The sequence below is a fragment of the Saccharothrix sp. NBAS 001 genome (genome assembly GCF_056640475.1).
This window is the reverse complement of record NZ_CM153251.1, coordinates 618,800-638,723: the sequence shown is the minus strand read 5'-3', so window position 1 is coordinate 638,723 and position 19,924 is coordinate 618,800. Positions and strand designations below refer to the sequence as shown.

Genomic DNA, 19,924 nt, shown 5'->3' with positions numbered 1-19,924 from the left:
GCGTCGTATCGCCACGACCGCATCCACGCTGGTCGATACCCGATTGACACGATCTTCGCGACGCCAACTCGCAAACAGGAACTCGCGCCGACATGACCGCATTATTCGTACATGAATACACCCCGACAGGCGATTGCCAACGCCCCACCCATGTCCCGCAGCAGCGGTCCGCCCGCAGGGCCACCGTAGGAAGGGACCGTGCCCGCGAGCAGACATCGGCGTCGCCGCTCCACGTGAGCGCGGCCCAACGCCCCTCTCGCGCACCGGATGGGCACTCGAGCACAGCGGCCGACCAGTCGCATTGTCCAGAACTGCCGCACCGGACCTGCCCCAATCCGTCTCCGGGGCAACGGCGACGAAACACACGTCGACCCGTGAGTAGTCCGACCGGTTCTGTGAGGTGGAGAAGGTCGGGGCCACGTCCAGGACGAGGCGCAACCGTCTCGGTGGCGCAGCAGGGTTCCACTGCGCCACCCAGACCGCCTATGCCTGCCGGCCGCCCCGGTCCGTGGTGCCTGTACGCGGCGGTGTGTCCTCGGCTCCGGGTTCGGCGTCCACCTTCTCCTCGGGAGCGGTGGTACGCCGGTACTGCGGGTGGTCGAGGTCCATCTGCTTCGCGGCGTGCAGGGGGACGGGGAGGCGGGAGCGTCCGTCCCAGAACTGGGCCTGGTGGCAGAGCTTCGCCGTGGAGATGGCGAGGGCTTCGGCAGAGACGTCGCCAGCGCACGCGAGCGGGAAGATCTCGTTGGCCGTCATGGAGTACCAGTTCTGGGGCATCTCCCCCTTGCGTCGTTCCTCCTTCTTCTCCGAGGAGACGGAACGTTTCGCGTCCCACCGGGTGTACTCCGATCCCAGTCGGCCCGCGCCGTCCCCGTCGAAGGCCCTGGGTACGTTGCAGAGGACCCAGAACGGAGTGCCGAAGTCCGTGGCGACCTCGTAGAGCGTTCTCGCGGTCTTCTTCTCCGCAGGTTCGCTGTCCTTGGACTTGGCGACGTGGGTGGTGCCGACCGGCTGGAGGACTTCCTCGTCGTCGAGGTTGACGCGGATAATGGCGCGAGGTCGCTCGTCTGGGATCAGGGTGTTGCCGGGAAGCCAGTAGCGGCTCTTCTTGTCCTCGGGTGAGCCGCCCAGGTGCATGTTCTGAAGGCCGTCCCACATCCGGCGGGAGGCGGCGGCGTCCACGGTGACCACGTACGGGACGTCGTCCAGTTCGTCGGCCAGGTCTGCCAGGGCGCGTTCGACGGTGTCGGCCGCGTCGTCCCAGCGTTGCCGGTAGGTCTTCCGGTCGCCGGTGCCCTCCGGGTAGGCGCTGGTGTGGAACGCGGGTTGTGCAGTGCGGTAGGGCTGCCACTGCGGTCGGGTGGAACTCCAGCCGAGCATGGTCCAGGTGCCGTCGCCCGCCTGTGGTGGTACGAGGGCGGACGCGGTGATGATCACCTTGGGTTGACCGGACTCGCCCTTGCGCTTGTTCTGCTGTCGCACGTAGACGCCGACGTGGGCGATGCGGTCGACCGGGTAGCCGTTCTTCTCGGGCAGCAGTGCGTTGGCGATGCGGTCGTCGATGATGCCCATCGAGCGGTAGAGGTCCAGCAGGGCCATTTCGGCGGGGTGGTCTTTGGCTTTGGGCTTGATGACGCCCTTGTCGTCCCTGCCGAGAAGGTACTGGGTGGGCACGCCGCGTCCGGCGAGGATTCTCTTGGTCTGGGGTTTGGCGTCGAGGTCGTCGAGGCTTGCCCCTCCGTGTTCGTCGGTATCGGCGGCGGTGGGGATCTCGGTCTCGCACCAGGCACCGACGAGCACTGTGTCCCGCGTCGGCAGCGAAGTGTCGGCGGCGGGTGGCACTGCGGCGCGGTCGCCGGAGGGTCCCGGCTTGAGGAAGTCCTCGGCATGGTGGAAGACCGCGGTGATGCGCTTGTCGTGCAGGCTGAACTCCATGCCGTCGTGCGGGTCCAGGTTCCGGGGGTCGAGGTCGAAGGTTTTGCACAGGGTGTCGAGCATCCGCAGGCGGGTGTCGTCCCGGTACCACAGGCAGACGATGCGCAGTGTGGTGAATCCGGCGTTCTCGACGGAGGCGACGAGGGATTCCGGTGTCGGGAAGAGGGTGCCGCGGGCACGGATCGGTCCGAGCGTCTTCGGGTCGGGATGCCGGTTTCGTTCCTCCTTGCGGCGCCGGTACTCGTCGTTGGAGATGTTCTCCGGGTCGGTGGGGCGGCGTGGCATGCTCGCCCGCACCTCGCGGATCTCCAGTGGCTCCGCCGTGTCGGGGAAGACGGCGGCGACGTGACGGTGCAGGAGCCGGAGGTGGTGCATGCCGGTGCCGGTGCCGATGGGGAAGGTGTAGTTCTTGGGCAGGATCGGCCAGACCTGTCCGGGGTGCTCCCGGGGGAAGCGGTTCGGCTGGTTGGTGGCCTTCGCGTCGGCGAGGAGCTTCTGTTCCCGCTTCGACCGGTCGTCGATGGTGCGCAGGATGGAGTAGTCCATCTGCAGACGACCGAGGGCCTGGAGTGCCAGGCGGTTGATGGTGCGAGCACCGCCTCGGCCGTTGAGGCTGACTTCCAGCAGGGGGCGTCCGGGACCGGGCTGTTCGGCCAGGGCCGTTCTCGAGAAGACTAGCGAGGAGGAGATGCGGGTCACCCGCGAGCTCAGCAGCAGCACGGGGTTTTTGATGTTAGGGACGGTCTTCAGCCTCAACGCGGTCCGGGACAGCGCGAACCGGCCGCCTTGCTCGTTCTGCCACGGATGGTCGAACGCGACCATGCCTCCCGTGGAGTCGGACCGCAGGGTGATGGTCCTGTCGTCGGAGATCGACCAGGGTCGGGCGGCCAGTCGCCGGGACAGGTCCCAGACGACCGTGCGGTACAGCCAGCCGGGGGCGGTGGGCTGGCTGCCGTGGGCGGGCTGGAGGTAATCGGCCAGCAGGTAGTGGTGTTCGGTGGTGTCGGCGATCCGTTTGGCCAGTTCCGGTGGCGTGGCGAGGTCAATCGTGCCGACCTCCTGGCCGAGGGCCAGGTGGTGGGTGAGGGTGAAGACGCGGCGCAGCAGCGTGTTGTCGATCGGGTTGAGCGAGGCGAGGAACGGGGTGCGGCGGTCCGGGTCGAAGTGGACGTAGCCGCCGCTGATCATGCTCAGGACGGTGGTGGCGATGGAGTAGGGGGCCTGGGCGTCGTCGTTGTTGAACTTCTTCTTGCATTGCCAGCTGAAGTCGTCCCACAGCTTCCAGGTCACCTCGTCGAGGTGCCGGACGTGGACTACGGCGTCGCCGACCAGTTCGGGGGTGCAGCGGACGGCGAGGGTGTTGAGGTATTTGCCGGGTGCGAGGTCGTGCTCGGTCACAGGTTCTCGTTCTCTCTCGTGCTTTCCGTCAGTTGCCTTGGTGGCCGGATGCGGGGTTTTCGATGCCGGCGTAGGAGAGGAAGGCGTTGAGCGCCTCCCCATACAGGTCGTTCATGCGCTGCCGGACCTCGGGAGGCCACAGGGAGTGGATGCGCCGCAGGACGGTCTCCAGGTCGGAGCTCCAGGTGTCCTCGTGGAAGGCGTAATCCACCATGTGCAGCACGGCGTCGGTGCCGCCGCGGCGGGCACGACCGGCGAGCTGGATCAGGTCGACGATCATGCCTGCGACGACTTCGTCCTGCAGCGACTTGTGCATCGCCGTGAACTGCGGTGCCGTGCGCAGCAGCAGCGCCAGTCGGTCCCAGGCGGCCTGGCCGGCCTCGGCGAGGGCTTGCGACGGGACGGGCGCACCGTCCATCGGCAGGGCGCGCAGGCCGGCGGCGTTGATGCTGCCGTACATCTCTGCGGGGTCGTTGAGCAGTGCGAGGGGCCGCACGCACAGGTACACCGACCGGACCGCCGAGCGGGTTCCGACGACGATGTTGAGTCCGCGTGCGATCAGCGCGAGCGGAACGACGAGGATCTTTCCGTGCTGTGGGAAGTCCTCGAACTGCTCGGCAGTCAACCGCACGGCGACGTTCTGCCTGGGGAGTTCGGGGTCGGTGCTGTGCAGGTCCTCGGCGCGGACGGCCAGGCACAGTCCCCCGTCGTAGTGTCCGGCGCGGCTGATGCCGCGGGCCAGCCACGCGCATTGTTGGTAGGAGTTGGCCACGACCAGGACGCGTCCCCGGTCGTCCTTGCTGGTGCGGTTGATCTCTCGGCGGATGTGGCGGTCGTACAGGTTGCCGCCGAGTTCGATGAGTGCGTCCTTCTTGCGGCTGGGGTGGGTTCCGGAGATCTTGATGGGCTCGCCGAACAGAGGGTGGCCCTCGCCGTAGTCGATGCGGTGCTTGCGGGCGCGGATGGACTTCGCCTGGGCGTCGGTCATCCACCACCGAACCGGGGCGAACAGATGTTCGCGAACTGCCTGGGGGAAGTAGGCGGTGGCCGACAGTCCCATCACCGGCCGCTCGACGCCCGCAAGGACCAGCGAGACGATCCCGCCGAGTTCAGCGGTGAAGGTGTGGGGGTCGCCGGCGATGGTCTGCGCGACGAGCGCGGCGTTCTTCTCCTTGTCGTCGAGTCCTGTGACGCGATACCCGGTGATGGACCGTCCGAGCATGCCCAGCGGCAGGACAGCGGAGACCGCAGTGGGCCGCAGGCCCTCGACGATCCGATGCGCCGACCGCAGGCCCGAGGAGCGGTAGCCGTGGGCTTTGCCCTGCAACTCCGCCAGCGCCTCGTCCAGCTCGATCATGGCGGTCCGGGTGACCAGCAGGTTGATGGCCTGGGCGCGCCTGTGCGGGTCCTTCACGCTGTCTTCGAGCAGACGGTGCAGTTCGATCTTGACCTGGTCGAGGAGGTGCTCGCCGCGGGGGGCGACCAACGCGCCGAGCGCTTCCCGCACGTCGCGCCAGTCCGGCTCGAGCAGGTTCGCGTGTCCGCCGAACGGGCCTGGGCGCTGGTACCTGGCGGGCATGAGGGCGTTGAGCTTGTCGAACAGCTCGGCCGGGACGGACGTCTCGTCGTCGGCTTCCTCGTCCGGCCAGAGCAGCCGCAGCAGGGTGCGGTCGCGTCCGCGGGCCAGGTGCCAGCGGGTGCTGGTCTGGTCCGGGACGCGTGTCTGCGCCCGGTCGTCCTCCGTGACGTGGAGGCTCAGGGCGTTCTGGCAGATGCTCAGGAGGAGGAACTCGGCCATCAGCCGGACGTGGCTGACGCTCGGCAGCAGGTTGTGCTCGTCGTCGATGGGCAGTCGTTTGACGTCGGTGTCGATCTCCTGAGGTGCGGCGGACCAGTGCCGGCGGGAGTGCAGGACGATCTCGCTGGCGCATCTGTCCACGGCCCTGGACTGGAACTGGTCGACCTCGTCGATCAGGACCGCGTGGCAGGTCCGCAACGCGAACTCGGCGGCGGTCATCCCGCGCACGGCACGGCCGTCGAGGTTGACGCCGATGCGCAGGTTGCCCTGCATGAACACGTAGTGGTTCATGATGACGACGTTGGCCGTGGCCGACTCGTACACGGGGGTGTACTTCCCGCAGGTGGGGATCCAGGGGCAGGCCGTCGATCCGACGCCCTGGCGGTGCAGGGACAGGCACGGTTCGCGGCTTGGTGGGTAGTCACCGGTGGCGTCGAGGAAGGTCTCGAGGGCGCACCCGTAGGCCAGCGGGTCCACGTCCCGTTCGGCCCGCTCGCCCCATTCCCCCGGCGCGTCCGGGTCCTCTGTGATCAGGGAGGCGAGCTTGACCGCCCGATCGTGCATCCCGGAGGACGACATCAGGTGCGCGCACCCGGGCTGGTGCCCGATTGCCCCGGTGCGATGCAGGTAGGCCAGGTCCCCGCGGACGTTTCGGGTCAGGGCCAGACACGCCTTGATGTCCGGCAGGACGATCGCCACGCGCAGGTCGTGCGCGGCGAACCAGGCGGCCATGACACGGACCAGCACGCTCTTGCCGGTGCCGGTCGGCGCGTTGAGGATCTCCATGCCTCCGGCGGTCAGCCGCACCAGGTCCGCAGGGGAGACGGTGTCGCTGGTGTTCAGCACGGCGAACAGACCTGTGAGGACACTGTGCAGGTAACGCTTGTCCTCGGGGTAGCGAGAGTCGATCTTCTCGGCGAGATCGAGCAGTTCGGGCGTGGCGATGCTCAGGTCGGTCTGGTGCGGTGCGGTCGAGACGCAGGGCAGGCTGTCGTGGTCGAGCGCCTCGGTGAACCGGGGGTAGGAGGGGATCGTGACGCGCCCGTGTACCTGGCCGACGTCCTTGACGAAGATCTCCCCGGTCTTCCACGTGCCCGGTCCGGCGAACTCTGCGGGTTTGGGACGAGCGCTAGGACGGCAGAACCTCGCGGTCAGGCGGTCGACGTAGCCGAGCGGGTCGCCTCCGAGTCTGGGCAACGCCGCGTCGGCGGTGAACGGGTTGTCGCCCGCGAGTTCGAAGGGGGCCATGACCGACGAGTCATCGGTGTCGTCGGGATTCAGCCGTGTCAGCAGGGAGCGTGCCGCCAACGAGAATTTCGTGACGTCGGCGAGTTCGCCGGGGGCGATGGAGCACACCAGGGCGATCCGTTGCTTTTCGTCGTGGGGCAGGAGCTTCCAGCGTTCCCACGCCCGGTACTTGCCGGACAGCAGGAACGCCGCCTCGGCGAACGGCGCAGCGGCGCGCTGGTCCTCCTTCACGACGTGGGGGAAGTAGTGGGTCGCGAGGGCCAGTGCGGCGTAGACCGCGGTCTGTCCGATCGGCAAGTCGCTCATGCCCAGACCACCCCGGCCTCGTCGCAGACCATCTCGCCGAACTCGGAGGCGGTGGCCACCCGCATGTCGTACCTGGCACAGACTCCCGACAGCAGCGGCACGTGGCGACCGTGGTGGTCGGGCAGCACGAGCCAATCGGCTCCGCCGCGGTCGCCTTCCTGGGCGTGGACGAGGTCGGCCAACGTCCTCGCCGAGGTGTAGTCCTTGACGTCGACCTTGTAGGAGGTCTTCCTGCCTCGTTTCGGACCCGCCTCGACCAGCAGGTCGAAGGCGTCCAGTCCCGGCCACAGACTGACCTTCAAACCCCGCGCCGCCAACTGGTCGTGCAACGCCAGCTCGGGCAGGCCGGGGATGGTCGTGTAGCGCCAGATTCCCCGAGTGAGGGCCCTATGGTCTTCGGTGGGCAGCGCCGCCGGCACGTCGCGGAGGTCCGGGTACAGCACCGCCTCTCGTCCGACAGGCCGTGGTGGCGCGGGCTCGGGCAGCAACTGCGGCGCGCCGGCGTCTGCAGGCAGTCGGAACAGGTAGGAGGCGCCCATCTCGGCGTGGGGGGTGTGCCGGCAGCGTGCCGCTCCGATGGTGGTCCCCGCGTTGTTCCGGACGGTGATCCGCATCGGCCATCGGCAGACCGGACAGGCGAACCACCACCCCAGGTAGGCCGAGTCGTAGGGGATGTCCTGGTAGAAGTCCGCGACCAGCGGCGGCAGCCGCAACTCGGCCAATTCGTGCACCGGGCCAGAGGGGCGGCGGATCAGATCCCTGCGACCGGCCTCGTACACGGCCTGCTCGCCCTGCTTGCGCAACAGCGTGAACACTGTCTCTTGGTCGAGTTCCGACTGGAATTCCCGATCGCTCACGACCGCTGCGGTCTTGTCGAGCTTGTGCAGCACACGCAACAGCATCTGCTGCTCGAGGTCGAGGTCGAGAGCATCCTCGGTCACCCGACCGTCCTGGTCGACGACCCGCGTCCCCGCCAGGTCCAGATGCCTGACACCGTCCGGCAGGAGGACCGCCAGGTCACCTTTGAGCGCGTGCCGGAACTCTCCGAACGACAGCGGACTGCCCGGGCCGCGTGCCGCCAGCATCGTGCCGTGACACTCCATCAGGGTTTCCAGGCGTTTCTCGGGCTTCACAGCCGGTGCGGTCATCGCCTTCGCCGCGCGCAGGGCCGCCCGGGTCACCAGGTATCGGACCCGGACGTCGTCGAGCGTCTGTGCGCTGTCGTCCACGGGACTCGTCACGGTCGAAAAGCGTAGACGACCCCTCCGACATTTCCCGGAACCGCAAACATAGGGATTCTTTGTTTACGATTACCCATCCACGATGTGATCAAGCCCGACCGTGTCCACACGCGGATACAACTCACGGTAGATATGAAGATATTCCGCGATATGACGCCGGCCCAACCGTGTCAAGTGCCAGCGGTACTCAGCGACGTGCGTCGCGCCGGGCGCCATGAGCGGCACAGAGTCCACCAGACCACGACTCGGAGTCCCTCCTGCCTTGCCGCGGTAGCCCACCCCGACGAAGAACAACGAGCGGCCTGCCAACCGGTCGTCCTCCAAGCCCGAGGGCCCGGCGGCCCCCACCCGTGCCACGACGCCCCACAGCCACTCCGACAGCAGGTGTGCCGCAGGGCCCGGATCGCGTGGTTCGCCCAGGCCCGCCCGTGCGGCGGCCCTGCCACGGCGCGTGATCTCGACCAGCACTCGTCCGACCGTGCCGACACCGGGGTGCTCGACCGAGTCCTCCGTGATCACCACCAGACCCCGGCGCTCCAACGCGTGCACCGTCTGCCCCGCACCCGGATCATGCACGCCCCGTCGACGCAACCTTTCCTGCAACCTGGTGTATCCCACCACCGACGGTGCGGCCTGCAGGGTCAACGACAACGCCCGCCACAGCGCCGCCTTCTGCGACGGCAGTCGCTGGACCCGCCGCATCCACATCTCGGTCTCCCGCATGCGGTCCTCCCGCATGATCTCGCCCAGGTAGACCTGTTGACGCTCGTTCAACGACGCCCAGGTCGCCAACGCCCTTGCGGAGACCTCCGGCTTCCGCCGCGTCTCCAGAACCGGGGCCTGCTCACCCTGACGGGTACGCATCCAGGCGTCCACGACCATCCGAACCGGAACCCCGTACGCCTTGGCCATCGGGGCGACAAGCCCACCGGTCACCTCGGGCTCCAGCCAGTGTCGCCCCCGGACCGGCCGCCCAGCCTCCAAGGCCGACACCTTGGACGCAGACACGCGCAACTCCCGACCCGCCGGCGACGCCCGCAGCAACTCCGCGACCCGCTCCAACGTCAGCCCTGCCCGATACCTGAGATCGACCAGCGTCTCCTGCCCCCGAACGGCACCGGTGAGCACATCCACACCGCAGTCCAACGCCGACGCCAACCGCGCGAGGCGGGGCGGCGTCGGCGTATGCCTGCCCTTCTCGTAGAAGAAGACCATCCTGGGCGATACCCCGGCACGTCCAGCCAACTCCTCGCGGGTCAGCCCCATCTCGACACGCCGAGCCACAAGCCGCGACGGGTCGATCCCACGCAAGGGAAGAGGCATGCCCCGAATACAAGTCGCATGAAGACTTCATCGCAACAGCGACACCGAAGTCAGTGATCCACCTGACCCCACGTCGCGATCCCCCACCAGGAAACGCGGCTGCGACGACTGGACGGACGATGGCGACGATGATCTCCCGGCGACGATCCTCAGCTGTCCATCTGCCCCAACGGGCCAACTCGACCGGTACGAAAGCCCGTGTAACCCTCTATCGCATGCAGACCCCCCGAACGGGTGAACGGCGAGCGGACGAACTGGCATTGCCGAGCGCCACCCGCAGCCGGGTTAGTGCCCCGGGACCGCCGTCGTCTGTTGTGACGTGGGCTGGATTGACAGGGTTGGTACCTTCGTGGTGGCCAGTGCGAAGGCCATGCCGTCGTGGAACTCCCGGACTGTGGTTCCCACTAGGGCGGTTGAAGGGCTACAGCTCCCGCAGCTCGAAACAATGACATGAGTGGCATCTGCTGATCTCGATTGCCGCTGGCCGGGTAGCGGAACGGGAGACGACTGTGCCCTCCGGCGGCCTTCTGGCCCTGCCTGCGATCGCGATGCGCCCCTTGGTGGTGGCGATCGCCCATCTGCCCATACTGATCGTGGTGTTGTGTGCCATCCCGATATGGGTGGCGGCCGTTCTGCACCCGGCGACGCACAGCGAGTTGGCGTTGCGGTTGTTGCGAGAGCTGCGCACATGGAGCCGGGAGGCCATCGGTGCGGTGTATGGGGGCCAGCACCGATGACGCAGATGGAGAAGCACCCGCCGGAGGTCGTGCGTCGCCGGACGCAGTTCACCGGAGAGAAGCACCAGACGGCTTCGCGGGTGATGCCACAGCCCGGCGACGGGCCGCCATGGATCTCCGACGCGCGGAGCCTGGCTCAACAGTTCGTGGAGTCAGCGGTCCTGTCGCGCTTGTTGCTCGGGGTTCGGTCTTTCTGGCCTGGTGGCATCAGGCCGAGGTTTCCGCTGTTCGTAGAGTCGGTCAGTCCGGAGGCCCGCAGTCTGCGGCTGATCGTGCCCCGCGGCGATGCGAGGTCTTTCGCCATGGCCTTGGCCCTCCGACAATCCGGTGCTCGGCTACCTGCCGACGGGGTCGACGTCCGCTCACTGGGCGGTATCCGCGTGCAGGTGAGCAGCACGAATTCGGCGACGGAAGTGGTCCGGCTCACCTGCCAGTGGAGGACCATGTTCGAGGCCATACAGGGCAACGCTTTCCACGCCGCGCAGCCCCCCAACGTTCTCCGCCTCCGTGCCGGCTCCCGAGCCCAACTGACTACAGGAGACCGTGCGCTCTTCAGCGGCCTGCTTCGACGAGCCGCGCTGTTCGGTGATCCAGGCGCACTGGACTGGTTGTTCGGATGGCACGCATGGGTGCTGCTCGGGCGCGTGGGGGCACTGCCGCCACTGCCCACGGGCCTGGCCTACGACCTTGCCGACAAGAGTTTCGGCCTGAGGCCAGAGCATCTCCGTACCTTGGGAATCCGCAGCGCGCCAGTCTCGCCTTTCTCCACGGACGGCCGAGCCGCCGACGACACACGGCCGACGACAACAGGAGCTTCCGAGCGTTTCTCGGATGAAGTCCCCGAGGCGGCGAGAACACTTCCTACACCTGGCGCGAAAGAAGAACCAGGGCTGGGCGGTCAACCGGTATCGAACTCGTCCCATTACCGCCACCTCGCCGTCACTGCCCTGCGCTTGGTTCCCGGGAATCCGAGCCGGCACGACTACTACCTGTTGAGGTTTCCCGAGCGTTGGAGGGAAGCGTTGGAGGTGCTCGCGGGCATCGGCGGGCACCGCGGCGGAAGACGCAGACGCCTTCCCATCGCCGTACTGAACGAAGCGATCACCGCGGTGCTCGCCGACTGCGTGGTCATCCGGCCTTGGGGCGGCGATGACGACGGTTGGCTCCTGGCCTACCGTCCGGTATCCACGGAGTTGATCTTCCGTTTGGTGGCCGGATGGGTCCAGGCGCTGGACGCTCCTCCTGAAGTGATCCGGTCGATACTGGCGCGGTTCGAACCGTCCGACCTGGAGTGGGAGACCGTTCACGTCGATCTCGACCAGCCTTTCGCGCGGCTCGGGCGGTTGATCTCGATGGACGTGGCGGCCAGACTGTCACGGCCCGATGCTCGGACTCCGTTCGGGCGTTTGCGTTTCGTCCGCTGCCCGAGTATCCGCGGTGCGCAGATCATGTCTTGGCCACCAGAACAGACCGACTCGATGGCGTTCTCGATCACGATCGAGATATCGGTGCAGACCCTTCCGTTTCACGATGGTCCCATCGTTCATCTCGCCTTCGGGGTGCGCCGGTGGATGCCGATGCGCGGGAAGCTCACCCCCGAGGAACGACACTCCGTCTACGTGGCTGCGCGTGATCCCAGCCTGGCAGGACCGGATCAACTACAGCATTTCGGCACCGCCAACCTCGTCCTCGGTCGCGCGCGGCAGCCGGGCTTCACGAGCCGCAGACTCCAGTGGTCAGAGCCGATGGCACAGGTACTCGACAAAGCCGGATTGCTCCACCATCTGCCCGATCCGGAGGACCTCGTCACGGACCCCTACAAGTGGTTGCAGCAACAGGATGCCGCAGCGATTCCCTACCGTGCAGGCATGCTCGGCCGGGTGAGGGTCAGCGGTGGCCTGCCCACGATCGATCGGGCTCCGTTGATGGAGTGGGTGGTGGAGGAACTCACCCCGCACCTGCGGCCGATCGAGCCGCTGCCCCGCGTCGCGGGCCAGGTGTACCGGGGCCTGACCCGCGTCACCGACAGCACCCTCCAGTCGACCGCACTGGCCGACGTGGTCGGCGCGCAGTTGAGCATCGAACTGCTCACCGAGACCGAGCCAGCGGCCCAGCACGCCATCGATCGCCTTGAGCACCTACTCGGCATCGAACTCCCCCGTAACCACGACCTGTCCGAAAACGCGATTATCGTGAACCTGGGACCGGTGACAGTCAGCGTGCGACGCACTGCCATCCTCGACGTCACCGACCTCGCCGACGGTCGTTCTGGGCCGGAAGCTGCGGCCAGGGAGTACGCGGACCGCATCACCCGCTCGCTCGACCGCGCCGCACACCCGACGATCACCCTCGTTGAAACGGCGCTGGCAGGTGGATACGGGCACCGCACTGCCGAGGCGAAAGCGGTTCTTCGCCAGGCGTTGGCGAGGACAGGTCGTCTCAGCAGTTTTGTCGCCTCGGTGCGAGCACAGGACCATCCCGGTGCCCTGGGTAAACCGGCATCGCCGGACGCGGGCAGGTTCGCCCGTGCCGTCGACGATCTGTTCGGACAGCTCGGTGTGCGGCCGACCGAACTGCCGGAACCGAATCGCAACACGCTCCCCCGACGCCCGGCGCTCTTGGCGTTCTGGATGATCGGCCAGGGCCGCCGCGGCCGAAACGCGAGGCAGCAACTCCCCATCGCCATCCTCATCGATCTCACCGGCCGGCAGATACGCGTCCGCACGCCGGAAACCACATGGCAACCCCTGCACACCGCACTGCTCACCATCTCCGAGCGGCACGACCTCACCGACCTGCGTCCGGCTTCCGACACAGGGAAGTTCATCAAGGAGGTCGTCGGAGACACCGTCGCAGAGAACACCGACACGCTGCTGCTCAGCTACGCGCAGAACCTCCGTGCCGAGTGGCCCTTCCTCATGAACAGCAGACTGGACGTCGACACGATCGACTTCGGTGACGGACCGCAGCCAATCACCACGCTGCCCGGCCTTCGACACGTACGTGTGCGCACATCCGAACACGGCGAAACACCGGACTGCTACGGCATCAACGGCGACAACATCGGACAACCCAAAGCACTGTGGCGATTCCCGGAACCACGCTTGTTCGCCAGCACCACAGGCAAGCCCCCGACGGCCACGGACTCGACGCTGTTCAACTCGAAACTCGACGCAGGAGCGCGTCACGGCAAGTCGACACGACTCGACCCGCGGGCACAGGTGTGGAACGAGCGGCTCCTCGAAGTCGTGGTCGCCGGACTCCAAGACGGCGATCGACCCGATCACTGGGCCGTCCTCGTCCACAACCTCCGGGACGCAGCCCCCTACATCCACTGGTCCACCAGGCTGCCGTGGCCGCTGCACCTCGCCCAACTTATCGAGGACTGCTTCCCGTGATGGGCTTCCGCCGTCTGGGCGATATTGCACGCGTGCACTCTGGCGGTCAATCACTGGCCGCAGTGGCCGCTCGGCTGGCCGGGGCGGTTGGCCGCTGGCCGGGGGTGGTGTCGCGCCACTGGGCCGCTGAGCCGTCCGATAGTGACGCTAGCCGATCAGAAGTGGGATCCCCCGCGATGCCAGGTGTTTGTAGAGCTGGTCGAGGCGTTCCGGTTTGGCCCCGATGGCGATCAGACGTTGTGCCCGGGTGACCGCCACGTACCAGTTGCGGAGAAGCTCGTCGGTGGCCGGGCTGCCGGTGATCCAGCGTGTTTCCAAGTCTTCGTCGGGTATGAGCAGGAGGACGGCCTGGTGTTCGTCGCCCTTGACCTGGTGGATGTTGTCGACCCGGTAGGACACGGCTGCGGAGGATTGTGCGGTGAGTCGTTCAGGCCTACCGCGTAGTTGGCCGACTGTCCCTCTGGGATTCGCGTCCGGTGGCCGTGGCCACGCTTTGAGGTTCGCGTTGACCTCTTTGGGCCACTCGGTGTGTGGTTCGGGCAGGCTGTGGAGGAAGGCGTAGGCGTGCCGGACGATGTCGCCGTACTCCACCCCGGCTGCTTCGCACCGTGCTTCGAGGCTTCCTTGTCCTGGCTGGTTCGGGTACCAGTAGCGCAACAGCAGCCGAGCGCTGATGTGGCACGCGTCGTCGAGTAGGTCGGGGTCGGCTGTTGCCGATTTCACCACGCGCCAGGCGTGGGAGAGCATGGTCGCAGGGTTGCCTTTCGGGCGCCTGGCTTTGGCTGGCAGGTGCGTGCGGCGTTGTGCGGTGATCAGGCAGTCCGCCCCGTCGATCGCGTGGGCCTGTGCGTGCTCCAGGAACACGTCGATCAGCGGACGACGGCTGGGGGCGTGGCGTGCCACGCCGCCTTTAGGGAAGCTCGTGGGCAGCAGGATCACCGGTGGTTCCGGGGTCGGAGGACGGACCGCGAGGTCGGGTGGCCTGTTGCCGGTTCGCAGGGTGGCGGCGAGCTGGCAGACCACGGTGGAGCTGCGCCAATTGCCGGTGAGTTCGATGGTGTTGCCGAGGTCGGTTTCGAGCTTGTCGAGCCGTGCGGGGTCGGCGTCACGCCACCCGTAGATCATCTGATCCGGGTCCGCGACGACCACCAGCGGAATACCGATGTGGTGTAGTCGATCGAGGATCTCCAGGTCTGTCACGGAGCAGTCCTGGGCCTCGTCGACCACGATCTCCGCGAACCGTGAACGCAGGGGCCCTGTGACACTCCGGCCGGCGGCCAGGTACTCCAACGCAAGCAGGCGGCTCTCGTGGCCCGTCGCGTAGCCGGCCTTCTCCTGAATTTCACGCTGGTCGAAGGCCGCTTTCGTCCAGCGTGCCCACGAGTAGTTGCTGGCCTTGACCAGGCGATCATGCTCGTTCGACAGCAGATCCCGCCGGATCGTCTCCCGCCCGGTCCGAGGTTCGCGCTGGAACGTGAAGCCGCTCAATGGCACCTGGCGGTCGAGCCGGACCTCGGCCTCCACGCGGTCCCAGGTGTCGATCAGCCGCAACGTCCGGTTCACGGGCAGGTACGGGACGACCAGGACATCCCAGATGAAGGCGTCCAGTGTTCCGATGTAGTGCGGGAAGGCGACCGCTTCGGGTCTGCCCTCGCGGTGGCAGCGTCTTCGCATCTGCGTCGCTGCGGCTCTGGTGAAGGAGAGGAGGGCGCGTCCCTGGCGCAGTGCGACGGCAGGACCACGGAGATGCCGGGAGACGATGACATGGGTCTTGCCCGCGCCCGGACAAGCGCGCACGAACAACGGGGCCTTTGCCGTGATTGCCTCGTGCTGTGCCTTCTCGGCCGACTGCTCGGCAGCGGAGGTCATCGGTGTGCGGCCCCGGTGGACGGCGGTGGCACATCGGCGATGTAGCGGATCGCCCTGACGATGTTGTCGGGCACGATGAAGCCGCAGCCGGGGACCAGGTGGTCGGCGAGGGCGTGGGCGAACTCGGCCTTGGAGATCGGCGTGCCGCTGGCCGCGGGTTCCTTCTTCTTCGACACGAACAGAAGCCGGAACAGTCCGGGCCGGTCGGTTACGGGCGCGTCGACGACTCGCTGCCAGCGATCCGCCGACCGTGGTGCGCATTCCAGGAACGCCGCGCGCAGCACCTGCTCGTTCTCCGGGCACATCAGTGTCGGTTCGAAGGTGTGCGGGGCCAGGAACAGGTCGACGATCTCGGCGCCGGCGCCGAGCTGATCGGCCAATGCCCGTGCCTTCGCGGCCCGTGACGGCTCGGCTCCATCCGCCGGGGTGTCGGTATCGGTGATCACCGCGATCCGCCGACCGATGCGGACGCCGTCGACCGAGGTCAGCAGCACCTTCAGATAGGGCTCGAAGTCCACCCCGTCGACCAGGATCAACGTCGAGCCGTGAAACCGGTCCAGCGCCTCCTGCGCCTCCTCCTGCACCACGGGGTCGGCATCCGAAGCCGCCGCGAGAACAAGATCGGCCATCGCGGGCAGCAACAACGCCTCGGACAGCCCTTCCACCAGGACTGTCCGCGTCCCGTAGAGCATCGCGCTCTTGGTGACGTCCAGATACCGGTCCAACTGCTTGATCTGCTTGCGCCCCAGCCCCAGCCCCACGACCGGCACAGCCCGGGCTTGCCACCCGCTGGCTCCCGGGCGCTCGCCTCTGGTCATCACCACCAGGTCTTCCACACTCACCGCCGCGGACAACACCGGCGAGTGCGTGGTCATCACCACCTGGATGTGACCAGCCGGTTCCGCCGGACTGGCCACCGGCCGCTGCCGCGACTTGGCCGCACGACGCTTGAGATACCGCAACAACAAGGTCTGCAACTGCGGATGCAGATGCGCCTCCGGCTCCTCGATCAGCAACAAAGTGAGGTCGGCCTCGCGCGCGGTCTCCAACTCCGCCAGCACCGTGGCGATGTACAGGGCGTTCGCATAACCCAGACCCGACGTGTCGATGGAGGCGGTCAACGGCAACTCCGCATCACCCAGCAGCATCCGCAACGCCCTGGAGATCGCGGCCAGGTTCGCATCGGTCACCGTCAGACCGGTGCGCTGACGGTGCGCACCCGAGGTGATGGCACCGAGCGGGAGGCTGACGGCCGTGCCGACCGCCTGCACCGTCTCGTCGTCGGCCAACGCCGTCAGATGGCCACTGACACGCTCGACGAACTTGTCCACCTGCTCACGGCCTCCGAGCAACGCCTCCAGCATCACCCGGATTCGAGTACCACCGGCGACACCGAGGTCACGGACCGCGTCACGCAGCGCCGGCAGGTGCACATGACGGACCGCTGTCCGCGGAGCCGGCTCACCCACCGATTCACGGCCTTCGCCGACCTGCCACGTCGTGGTACCCCGACGGCGCCCCACAGGCGGACGGGTGTAGACCACAGACCACCGGGCCGACCGTTCGCCGTCGTCCGTGGCACCCGGAAGGAACGCCTCCCGGTATGTCCCCGCCTGATCAGGGCCTATCTCCGCCAGAACCGCCTGAATCTCCACCTGGTCGTCCGGCCCGCAAGCATCGAACACGTCATCTTCGGTGACCGCCGACCCCCTACGACCGTCCAGCGAGTCGGTGACCTGGCGCAGGCTGTCGATCACAGCCGTCTTGCCCGCGTTGTTCTCACCGACCAGAACGGTCACCTCAGGACGCAGTCGCACCTGGACCTCCCGGCAGGACCGGAAGTTCTTGATCACAATTTCCGAGACGAACACGCAGCCCCCACGAGTCAGGACATCCATGATCGCAGCGCCGTTGATCACCAAAAACGCCGCCACCTACGTTCACCCGATCGAGTGAACGGAGGTGGCGGTCTCCATGGGGGTCGGACCGTTGCCCGACGATGTCCTTCATCCCCATGATCAGGCCCTGGCATGGCCTGGAGTGAAAGCCGACTCCAGACCGGCGAGCGGACCGCCGGTAGAACCCGGGGGTCTCACCCGGCGCTAGGTTGGGCCTGTGAAGCCAAGTTGGTTCTTCGTGCCGGAAGAGGATCCCGCCTGGGACATGAACGGTGGTCCCTGGGGGAACTCCCGGTTCAGGGATATCCTTCACCTGGGCAGGGTGGAGCTTGTCCGGCTCCAAGAGCAGGACGAACCCGACGACGTCGACGCGGCGTTCGATCTGAGCCGCCTTGCACACGACGAACTACGCTCCTACGGCACCGACGGCGCACAGAGCCTCGACGGTGACGAGATCGCTGCGGTCCTGAGGACATTGCGCGCGGTCCTGCGAAGGCTCGGCGTTGCGTTCAATCCCCCGTTCAGGGACTTCGCGGGCTTCCAAGGATTCTGGCGTGCGAAGGGGATGGGCGGAAGCGGAGGGTGGGCGGCCCGGCGTGAGTACCTCAGCGGCCTGTTCGACCCGGTCTTCGCCCACCTCGACCGCATCGAGGACGAACGAACCAGACCGCCAGGGCCCCAGGGAGAGGACGGCCGGCCACGCAACCTGATCTTCGCGTCCACGGGGCCGAAACCCGAGATCGTGCTGCGTGACGCGATCGACAACCTCGTCGAGATCACCAGGAACGCCGACCACTGCCTGGTCTACGACCTGCCCTTGGAGCCGTCGGGACTGACCTGGGGCCAACTGTGCGACTGGTGGCGTCGACGACAGCACTTGGACGAAGCCGACGAACTGACGGTCGCACGGGACCTGTACACGAGGCTCGCCGCCTCGGTCCGCACCAACGAGGTCGAGTACCTGGTCTTCCACACCTACTGCCAGTTCTACGGAACCGAGCACGGCCGATCGACGCCCGCGCTCCTACCGCAGATCTACCTGCACTACGACCCGACCACGCGGAGGCAACGCGGTGGGAGACCAGGAGCGCTCGCCCGGGAACGCATGGACTTCCTGCTCCTACTACCCAATCACCGCCGGGTGGTCATCGAAATCGACGGCAAACAGCACTACGCGGACAACGACATCGCCTCACCAAAGCGGTACTCGCAGATGGTGGCCGAGGACCGACGACTTCGGCTCCGCGGGTACGAGGTGTACCGGTTCGGAGGACACGAACTGACCCAGCCCGACGCCGCCACGATGGTCCGAGCGTTCTTCGCACAACTCCTGGCGAGGCCCGACGCGACGACGGCTACAAACGACAACTGAACGGCACGGCCACACAAGCTGCGGCGGTGTCCAGGGTGGTGCGGACCAAGTGGTAGACGTGGCCGTGGGGCCTCCCGATCGCCGTCGGGAGGCACCGTTCACGACGACCGGGCAACCGGACGAGATCCTGATGGACGACCGCACAACCTGCGTGGACTACGACGCGGTCGACACCCGGCGTACCCGTCAACGGCGGCGTGAGCGTGCGGACTTGGCGATCGGGCAGGAGCTCACCCTCGCGCTGCCGTGTGGGGTTCCAGAACTCTGCACATGATCGCGGAGCTGCGGTGATCACGCACAATGAGCCGTAGAGGCATTACCGCGAGGCGTGGCGCTACGACTGCTGTACCTGATCTTCGTCCGGCTCGTTGGCTGGTTGGTCCTGCTCGACCGGTCATCGGCGGCCAAAGACGTGGAACTGCTGGTGCTGCGGCACGAAGTCGCCGTACTACGCCGCACCAACCCCCGTCCGCAGCTGGAGTGGGCCGATCGTCGGCGGCCGGGGCGCCGACCCGTGCGCCCTGCATCGGCGCCGTCAGGTGTCGGCGTGCGACCCGCCGCGGACCCGTTCGTGTGACGATCACCCGACGCGCTGACCGGGGAGGCCACGATGCGGAGCGTGTCCCTCCCCTCGCTCGCCGCCGTGCCGTCCCGGTGCCCGTCGACCGTCCTGCTCGTCGACGCCGAGAACGTCATCGGACCGACCAGGCCCCGGCTGTCACTGGTCCGCGCACGCCTTCGCGCCCTGCTCTCCGCAGCCGGACCCGTCCACCACACCCTCGTCGCCTATCGCGAAGCCTGGCCCGTCGACGACACCGTCCCCTCCGCCCTGGCCGAACTCGGAACCATCCCCTGGCCCGTGCCCGCAGGCCCTGACGCCGCCGAGACCGCGTTGGTCGCCCACGCCGCCTACCTCGCCTCCCGGGGCACGTGGCGGTACCTGGTGGCTTCCGCCGACCACCGCGTCGCCCGGATCGCCGACCACGGCGAACTGCACGTACTGGCATGGGACGACCAACCCGTCGCAGCCAGGCTCGACACCGCAGCGTCCACCGTCCGACGCCTGCCCAAGCTCTCGACCGCCATCCCGCAGCCACCGGCCTGCGCACCCGCGCCACCCGACGACGTCGTGGCCCGCACGTCCCCGCCCGCGGCATGGCACCGGGTCGCCGCTGCGATCGCGACGGGCGCGGCCATCGCCGTGACCAACCGGCTCCTCGACCGCGCGCTGACCCGACGCGCCCGCTGACCATCGGCATCACCGGCGCGGTGGACCCCGCCCATCGGCTGAAGGTGCGCTTCGACCGGTCAGCCACAGTGAAGAGCGCCGTGGGAAGCTACCGGTGCACCGTCGCCGGCCTCCGACATCCCAAATGGTTGGTCCCATGGGTATGGTTCCGC

Annotated in this window: 10 protein-coding genes; 5 read left to right on the top strand and 5 right to left on the bottom strand. The window is 67.4% G+C overall.

The window, feature by feature from the left end:
* Positions 1–483: 483 nt before the first annotated feature.
* The 3 genes from AC0HI0_RS02905 to AC0HI0_RS02895 all read right to left on the bottom strand — a co-directional run bounded on the left by AC0HI0_RS02905 (position 484) and on the right by AC0HI0_RS02895 (position 9,249).
* Positions 484–3,435, bottom strand: a complete 2,952-nt coding sequence (locus AC0HI0_RS02905; protein ID WP_480930670.1) for an RNaseH domain-containing protein — start codon at positions 3,433–3,435, stop codon at positions 484–486.
* 3,246 nt (positions 3,436–6,681) lie between these two features.
* The gene (locus AC0HI0_RS02900) at positions 6,682–7,926 is read right to left on the bottom strand and encodes a restriction endonuclease-related protein (protein WP_480930669.1); all 1,245 of its coding nucleotides are present in this window, start codon (positions 7,924–7,926) and stop codon (positions 6,682–6,684) included.
* 69 nt (positions 7,927–7,995) lie between these two features.
* Positions 7,996–9,249, bottom strand: coding sequence for a helix-turn-helix domain-containing protein (locus tag AC0HI0_RS02895; RefSeq protein WP_480930668.1), 1,254 nt, complete (start codon positions 9,247–9,249; stop codon positions 7,996–7,998).
* 509 nt (positions 9,250–9,758) lie between these two features.
* Here AC0HI0_RS02895 and AC0HI0_RS02890 point away from each other — a divergent pair.
* Together AC0HI0_RS02890 and AC0HI0_RS02885 are read left to right on the top strand one after the other, a co-directional pair.
* A complete protein-coding gene (locus AC0HI0_RS02890; protein WP_480930667.1) occupies positions 9,759–9,986 on the top strand; it encodes a hypothetical protein in 228 nt (75 codons plus the stop codon).
* The gene (locus AC0HI0_RS02885) at positions 9,983–13,384 is read left to right on the top strand and encodes a pPIWI_RE module domain-containing protein (protein WP_480930666.1); all 3,402 of its coding nucleotides are present in this window, start codon (positions 9,983–9,985) and stop codon (positions 13,382–13,384) included. The genes AC0HI0_RS02890 and AC0HI0_RS02885 overlap by 4 nt, the downstream gene beginning before the upstream one ends.
* 147 nt (positions 13,385–13,531) lie before the next feature.
* Here AC0HI0_RS02885 and AC0HI0_RS02880 read toward each other — a convergent pair whose 3' ends face one another.
* Positions 13,532–15,253: a UvrD-helicase domain-containing protein gene (locus AC0HI0_RS02880; protein WP_480930665.1), complete on the bottom strand. Its 1,722-nt coding sequence runs from the start codon at positions 15,251–15,253 to the stop codon at positions 13,532–13,534.
* Positions 15,250–17,187 carry an ATP-dependent nuclease gene (locus tag AC0HI0_RS02875; protein ID WP_480930664.1) on the bottom strand — a complete coding sequence of 646 codons (1,938 nt, stop codon included), beginning with the start codon at positions 17,185–17,187 and terminating at the stop codon, positions 15,250–15,252. Before AC0HI0_RS02875 ends, AC0HI0_RS02880 begins: the two co-directional genes overlap by 4 nt.
* Before the next feature lie 181 nt (positions 17,188–17,368).
* Here AC0HI0_RS02875 and AC0HI0_RS02870 point away from each other — a divergent pair, with 181 nt between their 5' ends.
* The 3 genes from AC0HI0_RS02870 (at position 17,369) to AC0HI0_RS02860 (ending at position 19,772) form a co-directional block, all read left to right on the top strand.
* Positions 17,369–18,523: a hypothetical protein gene (locus tag AC0HI0_RS02870; protein WP_480930663.1), complete on the top strand. Its 1,155-nt coding sequence runs from the start codon at positions 17,369–17,371 to the stop codon at positions 18,521–18,523.
* A gap of 328 nt (positions 18,524–18,851) precedes the next feature.
* Complete coding sequence (locus tag AC0HI0_RS02865; protein WP_480930662.1) at positions 18,852–19,100, top strand: hypothetical protein; 249 nt, start codon at positions 18,852–18,854, stop codon at positions 19,098–19,100.
* Between the two features lie 42 nt (positions 19,101–19,142).
* On the top strand, positions 19,143–19,772 hold the full coding sequence (locus AC0HI0_RS02860) for a hypothetical protein (RefSeq protein ID WP_480930661.1): 630 nt from the start codon (positions 19,143–19,145) through the stop codon (positions 19,770–19,772).
* The last annotated feature ends 152 nt before the right edge of the window (positions 19,773–19,924 follow it).